Source organism: Microbacterium sp. P5_E9, assembly GCF_054049175.1.
Genome location: NZ_JBFUMV010000018.1, coordinates 81,623 through 91,820, shown reverse-complemented (window position 1 = coordinate 91,820; position 10,198 = coordinate 81,623). Strand labels below are relative to the sequence as shown.

Here is a 10,198-nt window from a genome sequence, read left to right as displayed (position 1 = left end):
CATCTGGGCAGCCAGCGGTGCCTCGGGCTCCTCCAGCGGCACCAACACCCAGGACTGGGCCACCGACTGGCGATGAACGGATCAGCGGTGCTCCTAGGGCGCATCGAGGGCTTCGAGCACCCTCGCCGAACTCATCGCCGTCTCCCACCGAACGATCCAGCTGGCCGCCTCCGCGGAGACCTCCCTGGTTGCCCGACGGTTGAGCATTGCTCGGTCCGCGCTGGAATCCTCCGCCATGCACGCACCGACTACCAGTCGTCGTCCATGAAGGGCTTCCCCTGACCGCCGTAGACCCGAAACCCTTCGGCACGGAGATGCTCAGCGGTGGCCCGCTCCCACTCGAGAGCCTCTTCCCGTGTCGCGAACGGACTACCTCCCGGCGCGAGATCTGGTCGCAGTCCAAGCACGCGGTGTCGGCGAATCACGCGGGCCGATCCGCGACCGCGTTCGAGGTGTTTCTTGAGCCGCTGATTCGGACTCAGCTCCGTCTCCCCGACATACACGACCCCCTCACCGACGAACACGAAGCGACTCGAGTCGATCTCGATCACGTAGACGTGGAAATGCTTATCCAGTTGCGACTTCGGATTCTTGCTCACTTCTTCAGCCGTTGTGATCAGGTGGTCAACACCATGACGCGAGACCCCGCAGTCGGCGCCTCTTCTCGGAGGATCGTGATCGTACCCGGCTGTGTCGGGAGTGAGCGGACATGATCCATGGATCCCGGCTCGAAGTCCGCCTCGAGGTATGCCAGGTGACGGCCGCGCTCGACCACCGCGCTTGCTGCACGAGATGCGACGTTCCGAGCTTCAGCAAGCAGGGACGCAAGGTCCGCAGGGCCTGGATTCTCGCCCACAGATAGCCCACTCTTCTGCGCCAAGGTGAACGCGATCTGGTGCGGGCAGACGTACACGACTCCGGCAGCCTGGAACGCCGCGGGATACGCCGTGAGCGCGCGTTGCGACCCTTCATCAAAGCTGTTGTCGACGATGTATCGCACCTGCTTCCCGCGCTCGCCGGCCACAGACAGGAAGTTGCCGAAGACAGCGTGGACGTATGCGGTTGTCTCTCTTGACCACATGTCGATCCACGAGGCGGTCTTGTAGAGATCGTCGACCATCGACACCGTGCACCCGACGAGCTGGTCGTCAGTTAAGTCTCTGGCGTATCCGGTCACGACGCGGGAGACGGTATCGAGCGCATCTCGAGCGTCTTCCGGCGTGGAGGAACGGAGCTGCTCAGCATGGCGGCCGACGGCATCCGTCCTCGCGTCGTAATAGTCGACGAACGATGAGAAGACCCATGATCCTGCGTCCACACGAGGCCTCCTGACCGTCTGCAAGCAAGAGACTAGGATCCCGATCAAGCGACCGAAAGGGGTGCCACGTGGCCCGCGACGGAAGATTCGAACGACCGCTCGCCTCGTATAGCTGCCCGACTTGCAATTGGTCGGGTATCGGCATGGATTTCGCGATCGGGGCGGTGAACGAATTCATGATCGAGTTCGCCTGCCCAGAGTGCGGCAATGTGCTCGGGGGGTTCGCCAACCCCCTCGTCGCAGAGATTCAGGACCCCGACCCGAGCTGGCGCGCGATCCCCCCTGGAGACCTCGGCGCGCAGGAAGAGAAGTGGCGCTCGCTGTTCTCAACCCGCACTGGCCCGTGGCCCGAATCCCTCGGATCTGGGAGCGAACCGGTGAGCGCCACACTCACAGTTAGGACCGACGCCAGGGCCGACTGGCTCGTTCTCAGCGCGAACAGCGCGGAGATCCACCGCGAACTCGCCGCCGAAGACGACATCGAACCCGCACCTCGGCTGCTCGCCTATCTGCGCGCGCGCTATGCCGAGCGACTCCGCGCGTTCAATCCCTGGCCCGCGTTCGAATATCTCGCGGGCGACAGCCTGAGCGCGACATCCCGATTGATGTCGCTTCTTCAGAATCTGCCCGAGCGAGATGGCGGTGCGACTGAGCGTCAAGCGCTGGGAAACCCGCCGCCGCCCAACGCGGGCCCGATGGCACGCCTCGAATGGCGGGCCAAACTGGGCGACGCGGATGCGATGTATTGGCTGGGGACCGAATTGAAGGACTCTGACCCTGACACCGCACGGCGATGGTTGGAAGATGCCGCGGAGCTGGGCAATCCCAGCGCGATGTTCGCGCTCGGCTCTTTCTTTCGGTTCACCGATCCCAAAATCGCGCGAACGTGGCTCGAGCAAGCGGCCGCGCACGGCGACGCGAATGCGATGTCGAACTTGGGACTTCTGCTTCAAGAGTCCGACCCCGCGGCTGCGGATGACTGGGCAGAGGCAGCGGCGGTGAAGGGCGACACGGATGCCGCGTTCAACCGCGGCGCGATGCTGACGAAGCTTCAGCAACCGCATGCCGCGAGGGCGTGGTTCGAGCGTGCGGCCGCCGCAGGCGATGGACGCGCCGCGTACAACATCGGACTCGACTACAAAGAATCCGACGTTCAGTTGGCGAAGGAGTGGTTCGAGCGCGCCGCACGTCTTGGCGAAGTCGAGGCGATGGCCTTCCTCGGCTATTACCTCATGGAGGACGATCCGGACCAGGCAATGAAATGGCTCGCGCGGGCGGCAGACGCCGGGGACAAGGACGCGATGGTGAACTGCGGAGTACTCGCTCAGCGCCAAGCGCGGAAGTGGTTCGAGAAGGCGGCGGCAGCCGGCGACAACGGCGCGCTCGCGAACCTGGCGTACCTGCTTCGGGGACTTGACACCGAAGCCTCGAAGGAGTGGGCGAACAGGGCTGTCGCCTCAGGCGACCCAGACCTTGCAGACACCAGCGAAATCCTGTTCCCGCCTTCGGCACCGGTGTCGGACGGCCCAGTCGTGCCGAAATACTCCAACCTGACTGATCGCGGTGCCGTCGACCGAGCGCTCGAAGAGTTCGACCGCATCGGTCGCGATGCCTTCCTCCTCAAGTACGGCTACGGCAAGGCACGCGACTACTTCCTCATGACGGATACGGGACGATACGACTCGAAGGCGATCTTCGGCGTTGCGTACGGGTACCAGCACGGAGTTCCGCTCGGTTCGGATCAGTTCAGTGGAGGCAGGGATGGTGCAGCGGGCCGGCTCGCGGAGCTCGGCTACTCGATCACTGGACTCAGTGACCTGGACTGACCCACGGCATCGATTGCCGCCTCGCCTCACTCACCGACGATCGAGCGTGCCGCCCGCGCCGCCATGAACGCGTCGGTTCGCCGTCGCGGAGTACCGCCGCCGTTGCCGTTGCTGCGGCGGCCACGTGCGCCCAGCCGAGTGCGGGCGGTCCGAGTCCGGGTTGGCCAGCGTGGCGTCGTCAGCCCGCGAGTAGAGCGCCAGCTTCGGCCCGGCATCTCCGTTGCAGAACGCCGTGGACGCCTGATGGTCCTGCTCGATGAGCCGTTCGAGATCCGGATCGTTTATGGCACACCCCGTCACTACAGCGATCACGACGGTTGTAACCCGGATGCACTGCCACCCAAGGCGGCAGCGCGAATCCGGTCAGCGCTGCACCTCACGGCATCACAACGACCGCGGCCGGGTCTTCCAGCCCATCGCGCAGTTCGACGCGTGACCACTCGATCGGGGCGGCAGCGAAGATCGGCTCGAGCACGGCCCACATCTGCTCACGATCGTTCCCGACGAAGTACAGGTCGTACTGGTGCTCGCCCATCTCGTTGCCGTCGATCCATCCGGCTCCGGCCGCTCGCAGTGCGTCGTCAGCATCCACTTCGGTCTCGAGGAGGCTGTCCATCGCGTCGAGGTCGAGCCGATCGCCTGCGTCGCTGAAGGTCACGACCACCCAGTGATCCGGTTCGGGGTCTGACGGATCGCCAGGGGAACGACCCGTTTCGTCTCGCTTCGCTCGCTCAACGACCATTGAGCACTCGCTCAGACGTTGAACCTGAACTCCACGACGTCGCCGTCGTGCATGACGTAGTCCTTGCCCTCGAGCCGCGCCTTGCCACGATGACGGGCCTCGAGCACCGAGCCGGCGTCGACGAGGTCCTCGAACGAGATCACCTCGGCCTTGATGAAGCCCTTCTCGAAGTCGGTGTGGATCACGCCGGCCGCCTGCGGAGCCTTCCAGCCCTTGCCGATCGTCCAGGCGCGCGCCTCCTTCGGACCCGCCGTCAGGTACGTCTGCAGCCCGAGCGTGTCAAAGCCGATCCGGGCGAGCTGGCTGATGCCCGACTCCTCCTGACCGGTCGACGCGAGCAGCTCCGCGGCGTCTTCGGGATCGAGGTCGATGAGCTCCGACTCGATCTTCGCGTCGAGGAACACCGCGTGGGCGGGCGCGACGAGGGCTTCGAGCGAAGCGAGAGCCGCGGCATCCGTCAGCACCGCCTCATCCACGTTGAAGACGTAGATGTACGGCTTCGCGGTCATCAGACCGAGTTCCTTGATGGGCGCGAGATCGAGCTTGGCGTGCGAGAGCAAGATGCCGCGTTCCAGGGCATCCTTCGCCGCCACGGCCGCTTCGAGGGTCGAGGCATCCGCTCGCTTCGTCTTGACGTCCTTTTCGAGGCGCGGGATCGCCTTTTCGAGCGTCTGCAGGTCGGCGAGCATGAGCTCGGCGTTGATGGTCTCGAGGTCGTTCTGCGGGTTGACCGCGCCCTCGACGTGCACCACGTCGTCGTCGGTGAATCCGCGCACGACCTGGGCGATCGCGTCGGCTTCGCGGATGTTCGCGAGGAACTGGTTGCCCAGTCCTTCACCTTCCGAGGCCCCGCGCACGATGCCGGCGATGTCGACGAACGACACCGTCGCGGGCAGGATGCGCTCGGAGTGGAACACCTCCGCGAGCTTCACGAGCCGCGGATCCGGCAGGCTCACGACCCCGACATTCGGCTCGATCGTCGCGAACGGATAGTTCGCTGCGAGCACGTCGTTCTTGGTCAACGCGTTGAACAGGGTGGACTTGCCGACGTTGGGCAGGCCGACGATGCCGATAGTTAGAGCCACGTCGCCCAAGTCTACGTGGCGCGGATGCCGCTTCCCTGAGCCGTGGATGCGGCTCGACCTCAGGGGTGGGTGTAGCGGAACGACGCCGTGACGTAAGGCAGCTCGAGCACCGCGCGCGATGAGGTCTCGGCGTGCTCTCGGAGTACGCCGCGCACCGCGGAGATGACGTGCTCGTGCTCGGGAGCGGGCAGCAGACCGAAGTAGCTCCGCGACCGCACATCGGCGAGGAGCTCATCAGGCGTGCACACGCGCACCCACTCGACGAACTGCCTCTCCGGCTCGCCGAACGGTGCACCGACGTCCGGGTCCTGCGTCTCGCCGCGGAAGTGATCCCCGTCTGCTCGCATGGCCTCGCCGAGCGCACGCACCCACGCCACGCGCTCATCGCGGAGATTCCAGACGAGACCGAGACGACCACCTGGTCGCAGCACCCGCGCGACTTCGGTCGACGCCGCGGGCACGTCGACCCAATGCCACGCCTGCGCGAAGGCCACGACATCCGCGGAGCGGTCGGGCAGCGGCATCCGTTCACCCGACCCCTGCAGCGCGACCACCTCCGGCAGTGCGGTGCGCAGCTCTCCCAGCATCCGTTCCGAAGGTTCCACTGCGGTGACGGTTCGGTCTCTGCCCACGAGCAGTCGCGTGAAGAGGCCGGTGCCGGCGCCCACATCGACGACATCGCGGCCTCCGCCATCCAACAACCACTCCACCGCGGCCCGCGGATACGACGGGCGCGCGACGGCGTACAGGCTCGCCACGTCGTCGAAGTCTGCGGCGTTGCTCACGTCGCCACGCCGACCGGATCGACGCGCCAGCGCATCAGCACGTTGCCGGACTCCTCCCACACGTGCGTGCCGAGAAGCTTCAGCGCGACGGGCGGTCGTTCATCGAACAGGGCGACTCCCCCGCCCGCGATCAGCGGGAAGGTCACCAGGTGCAGCTCATCGACGAGTCCCGCGTGGATCAGGTCGTTCCACAGCATCCTGCTGAGCAGGATCAGGATGCCGCGTCCCTCCGCCGCCTTCAGCTCGGCGACCTCGGCTCGGGCGTCGGCGATGCGCACGATGCGGGTGTTGGGGTGGGCTTGTGTGTCGGCCTCGGAGATGGTGTCGCTGACGACGATCTTCTCGATGGAGTGCATGAGCTCGGCGATCTCGCGGCGGATGGCCGTGGCATCCGGATTCCCGCGGACGCTCGCCCAGTACTCTACGTTTCCGAGGAACGACCGGCGGCCGGCGAGCACCAGGGTGTCGGATTCACGGAGGAGGCCGGCCGTGTAGTGGTCGTAGCTGTCGGCCCCGGCGTAGTCGAGGTGCTGATGCTCGAAGAAGGAGCCGATGTCATGGTCGTCGTCCTCGTAGCGGCCGTCGACGGTGACGAAGTTGCAGACGGTGAGCGTGCGCATGGGGTCACGGTACTCCGAAGTGCGTTACGGCCGAATCCCGCGATAGGCACGCGTGCGATACGGCAGGTCCACGACCTCGACGCCCGTCTCGTCCACGCGTCGCTGAGAATCGAACAGCTCACCGACCGCCGCCAGAATGCGCGCCCGCTCCGACTCCCCCGCGCTGATGACATAGCTGCGCGACGACACCATGTCGAGGAAGGCGCCACGTCCGAGGGTGCGCGACCACGACCACGACCGCTCCTCCAACCCGTCGAACGGATCGTCGACCCGCACGCCGTCGCCTGCCAGCATCTCCTCGGCGTGGCTGCCGTGCATCGCCGCGGTCAAGCGAGCGACCCAGGGCACTGAGTCGTCACGGATGTTCCAGACGAGCCCCAGCACACCGCCCGAGCGCAGCACCCGCCCCGCCTCCGCGGACGCCGACGGGACGTCGACCCAATGCCACGCCTGTCCGTAAAGCACCGCGTCGAGCGATGCGTCGGGCAGCGGCATCCGCTCCGCACTTCCGACGAAGGTCGGCACACCGGGCACGTGCGATCGCAGTTCGGCGAGCATCGCCGGATCGGGATCGATCGCGATGACCTCGGCGCCGAGCCCAGCGACGACACGGGTGAGCTTGCCGGTACCGGCACCCGCGTCAGCGGCTCGAAGCGCGCGTCCGTCGTGGTGCACCGGCTGCAGCATCCACTCGACCGCCTCGACCGGATAGTCCGGACGCCCGACCTCGTATCGACTCGCCTGGGACCCGAACGAGAGGGCCATCTCCTCGCGATCTGCCATGACCAGAGCCTACGACGAGGTCCATACTGAAGCCGTGGACGACTGCTGCGGACCACCGACACCGGACGGATACGAGCGGGAGTTCGACGCTCGATTCGCCGGAAGACTCGCGCGCGACTACCGCCAGGACGGTCTGACGCCCGCCGCGCGCCACATCGTCGACATCGCTCGATCGAATGACCTCGACGGCGCAACGGTGCTGGAGATCGGCGGCGGGGTCGGCGCGATCCAGGTGGAACTGCTGCTTCACGGCGCCTCACGGACGACCAACCTCGAGCTCTCGGGAGCGTACGAGGCCGAGGCCGCGCGCCTGCTCGATGAACACGGGCTGCGGGCACGCGCTGCGCGAGTGGTGGGAGTGGATCTCGCGGTGACGCCCGACGCTGTCGAGCCGGCCGACATCGTCGTCCTTCATCGGGTGGTGTGCTGCTACCCCGACTACGATGCCCTGCTCTCCGCCGCCGCCGATCGCGCCCGCCGCGCCCTGATCTTCAGCCACCCGCCACGCACCTGGTACACCCGCTCCGCGATCTGGGCGGAGAACTTGATGTACCGCGTGACGGGCAATCCGTTCCGCTCGTTCATCCATMCGCCCGAATCGATGATCGACGTCCTTGGTCGCAATGGGCTCGAGCCGCGCTACCGGTACCCCGATCGGGTCTGGTCCGTCGTCGGCGCGGTGCGGGCGTAGCGACACGCCGTTCCGCCCGGCGCGCCTCCGGGCCTTCGTGCCTGGCCCGGGTGACGCTGAAGCGTGCCCCTGGACTTCACCGCGATCGACTTCGAGACGGCGAACTCCAGCAGCGCATCGGCCTGCGCCGTCGGACTCGCCCGGGTCCGCGACGGCCGCGTGGTCGCCACGGCCGGATGGCTCATCCAGCCTCCCCCTGGACACGATGACTTCGTCGAGTTCAACACCGGGATCCACGGCATCCGTGCTTCCGATGTCAGGGGCGCGAAGGGGTGGAGCGCGCAGCTCGACGATCTCGCCGCGTTCGCGGGCGCTGACGTCCTCGTCGCGCACAACGCCGGCTTCGACATGAGCGTGATCCGGCGCGCCTGCGAGGCGACCGGCGACGACTCCCCGCCGTACCGCTACATGTGCAGCCTGCTGGTCGCGCGCAAGCTCTACGACCTGGAGTCCTACCGCCTCCCCTCGGTCKCCGCGGTCGCCGGCTTCATGGACTTCGCGCACCACGACGCCGCCGCCGACGCGCTCGCCTGCGCGCACATCATGATCGACGCCGCCGGCCGGGCAGGAGCATCCGACCTGTTCGAACTCGCCGCCACGACGGGCGTACGGATGCCGCGCATCCCGGTCGCGGCGAAGGTCGTGGCTTCGGCGGCCGAGCCGGCAGCCGAGCCGGCACTCCTCGACTTCTCCGCCCTCGCCGCCGCCGTCGCCTGACCCGCACGGCGCGCCGACCCCCGATGTCGGAGGCCTCACGCATCCTGATCCCATGGACGCACTCGTCATCTCCCTCCTCGCGATCGGATGCCTCGCCGCCGGCGCACTCGCKGGCTGGTTCACCGCGCTCGCCCGCGCCGCCGCGCGCACGAGCGAGGAGCACAGCCAGCTGATCGCGCGACTGGCCGCCGCCGAAGCGACCCGCCAGGGGGTGCAGGCCCAGCTCGACCACCAGCAGCTGCTCTACCGCGAGCTCGCGTCGCAGACCCGCACCGATCACGCCGAGCGCGAGGATCGCGACCGCCGCGAGCAGGCCGTGCTGCGCGCTCTCGCACCGGTGAGCTCGACGCTGGAGACGATGCAGCAGAAAGTCGAGCTGCTCGAACGAGAGCGACAGCTGCAGTTCGGCAGCGTCGCCGAGCAGCTGCGCCGCGCCCAGGAGTCCGACGAAGCCCTCCGCGCGACGACCGAGTCCCTGGCCGGCGCCCTGCGCTCCGGCGCGACGCGTGGCGTGTGGGGCGAGACCCAGCTGCGCCGCGTCGTCGAAGCGGCCGGGCTCACCCGCTACGTCGACTTCGACACGCAGACATCGATCACGACGGATGCCGGAGCCGGCCGCCCCGACATGGTCATCCGTCTTCCCGGCGACAAGGCGCTCGCGGTCGATGCGAAGGTCCCGCTGGATGCCTACCTCGAGGCGAGCGCGATCCCGTTCACCGCGCAGGGCGCCGAGGGCGCGCGTCGCAAGAGCCTGCTCGAGAAGCACGTGCGGGCCGTCCGGGCGCACGTCGACGCGCTCGCGAAGAAGACCTACTGGGCGGGCCTCAGCTCGAGTCCCGAATTCGTCGTGTGCTTCGTGCCCAGCGAATCCCTGCTCGCCGCCGCGCTCGAAGAGGACCCGTCGCTGCTCGACTACGCCTTCAGCAAGCGGGTCGCGCTGGCCTCCCCCGTGAATCTCTGGGCGGTGCTGAAGACGGTCGCCTACACGTGGACGCAGCAGGACGTCTCGCAGGAGGCCCGGCAGCTCTTCGACCTCGGCAACCAGCTGTACGAGCGCCTCGGCAGCCTCGCCGGGCATGCCGATGACCTCCGCCGGGCGATCGAGCGCACGGTCGACAGCTACAACAAGTTCACCGGCTCGCTCGAGACGCGCGTGCTCGTGAGCGCCCGCAAGTTCCCGGGGATCGACGCCACCAAGCTCGACGCCCTCGAAGCCCCCGCGGTGATCGACCGGGCACCGCGACGACTCACCGCCCCCGAGCTGATCGACACGGACGACGACGATGACCAGTTGCCGATCCAGGACGCGAAAGTTCTCACCGCGGATCTCGGCGACCTCAGAGAGCGGATCTCATTCCCGGAGAGCGATGCGCTCCCCGCCTGGCACGGCTCAGGCGCCGCCGGGGATGAGGCTCATGAGCAGGATGACGCCGACTGACACGACCACGAAGGCGCCGATCATCCACCATGCCGACACCTGGTGACCTTCGTCGCGACGGACGCGGAAGAAGACGTCCGGGCGACGAGCCGGGTCGGTGGCGTCGGCGACGACCGCGTGTGCGCCGGTCTGCGGATTCGAGCTCTGAGCATCCAAGAGCGTCCCCTTCACGATCGGCGCGCCGGTGCCGGCG

Annotated in this window: 12 protein-coding genes; 4 read left to right on the top strand and 8 right to left on the bottom strand. The window is 67.4% G+C overall.

The features are described 5' to 3' along the window. Positions 1-248 precede the first annotated feature (248 nt). Positions 249-599: a hypothetical protein gene (locus ACXJ3V_RS17450; RefSeq protein WP_457101603.1), complete on the bottom strand. Its 351-nt coding sequence runs from the start codon at positions 597-599 to the stop codon at positions 249-251. Positions 600-616: 17 nt separating this feature from the next. Continuing rightward, complete coding sequence (locus ACXJ3V_RS17445; protein ID WP_457101602.1) at positions 617-1,342, bottom strand: hypothetical protein; 726 nt, start codon at positions 1,340-1,342, stop codon at positions 617-619. Between the two features lie 119 nt (positions 1,343-1,461). Here ACXJ3V_RS17445 and ACXJ3V_RS17440 point away from each other — a divergent pair, with 119 nt between their 5' ends. Beyond that, positions 1,462-3,144, top strand: a complete 1,683-nt coding sequence (locus ACXJ3V_RS17440; protein WP_457101601.1) for a tetratricopeptide repeat protein — start codon at positions 1,462-1,464, stop codon at positions 3,142-3,144. 376 nt (positions 3,145-3,520) lie between these two features. Here ACXJ3V_RS17440 and ACXJ3V_RS17435 read toward each other — a convergent pair whose 3' ends face one another. From ACXJ3V_RS17435 to ACXJ3V_RS17415, 5 genes are all read right to left on the bottom strand, one after another. Further along, positions 3,521-3,808, bottom strand: coding sequence for a hypothetical protein (locus ACXJ3V_RS17435; protein ID WP_457101600.1), 288 nt, complete (start codon positions 3,806-3,808; stop codon positions 3,521-3,523). A gap of 89 nt (positions 3,809-3,897) precedes the next feature. Beyond that, positions 3,898-4,971: a redox-regulated ATPase YchF gene (gene ychF / locus ACXJ3V_RS17430; protein WP_457101599.1), complete on the bottom strand. Its 1,074-nt coding sequence runs from the start codon at positions 4,969-4,971 to the stop codon at positions 3,898-3,900. Positions 4,972-5,030: 59 nt separating this feature from the next. After that, the gene (locus tag ACXJ3V_RS17425; protein ID WP_457101598.1) at positions 5,031-5,756 is read right to left on the bottom strand and encodes a class I SAM-dependent methyltransferase; all 726 of its coding nucleotides are present in this window, start codon (positions 5,754-5,756) and stop codon (positions 5,031-5,033) included. Next, positions 5,753-6,376, bottom strand: coding sequence for a dihydrofolate reductase family protein (locus ACXJ3V_RS17420; protein ID WP_457101597.1), 624 nt, complete (start codon positions 6,374-6,376; stop codon positions 5,753-5,755). The genes ACXJ3V_RS17425 and ACXJ3V_RS17420 overlap by 4 nt, the downstream gene beginning before the upstream one ends. 24 nt (positions 6,377-6,400) lie before the next feature. Then, positions 6,401-7,159 carry a class I SAM-dependent methyltransferase gene (locus ACXJ3V_RS17415; protein ID WP_457101596.1) on the bottom strand — a complete coding sequence of 253 codons (759 nt, stop codon included), beginning with the start codon at positions 7,157-7,159 and terminating at the stop codon, positions 6,401-6,403. Between ACXJ3V_RS17415 and ACXJ3V_RS17410 the strand changes: the two genes are divergently transcribed. The 3 genes from ACXJ3V_RS17410 to ACXJ3V_RS17400 all read left to right on the top strand — a co-directional run bounded on the left by ACXJ3V_RS17410 (position 7,158) and on the right by ACXJ3V_RS17400 (position 10,005). After that, positions 7,158-7,850, top strand: coding sequence for an SAM-dependent methyltransferase (locus ACXJ3V_RS17410; RefSeq protein WP_457101595.1), 693 nt, complete (start codon positions 7,158-7,160; stop codon positions 7,848-7,850). The two genes, ACXJ3V_RS17415 and ACXJ3V_RS17410, sit on opposite strands and share 2 nt — an antisense overlap. A 63-nt stretch (positions 7,851-7,913) precedes the next feature. Continuing rightward, positions 7,914-8,567, top strand: a complete 654-nt coding sequence (locus ACXJ3V_RS17405; protein ID WP_457101594.1) for an exonuclease domain-containing protein — start codon at positions 7,914-7,916, stop codon at positions 8,565-8,567. A gap of 52 nt (positions 8,568-8,619) precedes the next feature. Beyond that, a complete protein-coding gene (locus ACXJ3V_RS17400) occupies positions 8,620-10,005 on the top strand; it encodes a DNA recombination protein RmuC (protein WP_457101593.1) in 1,386 nt (461 codons plus the stop codon). Here the strand turns inward: ACXJ3V_RS17400 and ACXJ3V_RS17395 are convergent. Beyond that, positions 9,958-10,161 carry a UDP-N-acetylmuramyl pentapeptide phosphotransferase gene (locus ACXJ3V_RS17395; protein WP_457101592.1) on the bottom strand — a complete coding sequence of 68 codons (204 nt, stop codon included), beginning with the start codon at positions 10,159-10,161 and terminating at the stop codon, positions 9,958-9,960. The genes ACXJ3V_RS17400 and ACXJ3V_RS17395 overlap by 48 nt on opposite strands. Positions 10,162-10,198: the final 37 nt, after the last annotated feature.

Coding starts and splice junctions, on each gene's coding strand:
- ACXJ3V_RS17440 (WP_457101601.1), top strand. CDS start 1,462: ATGGATTTCGCGATCGGGGCGGTGAACGAATTCATGATCGAGTTCGCC.
- ACXJ3V_RS17420 (WP_457101597.1), bottom strand. CDS start 6,376: ATGCGCACGCTCACCGTCTGCAACTTCGTCACCGTCGACGGCCGCTAC.
- ACXJ3V_RS17415 (WP_457101596.1), bottom strand. CDS start 7,159: ATGGCAGATCGCGAGGAGATGGCCCTCTCGTTCGGGTCCCAGGCGAGT.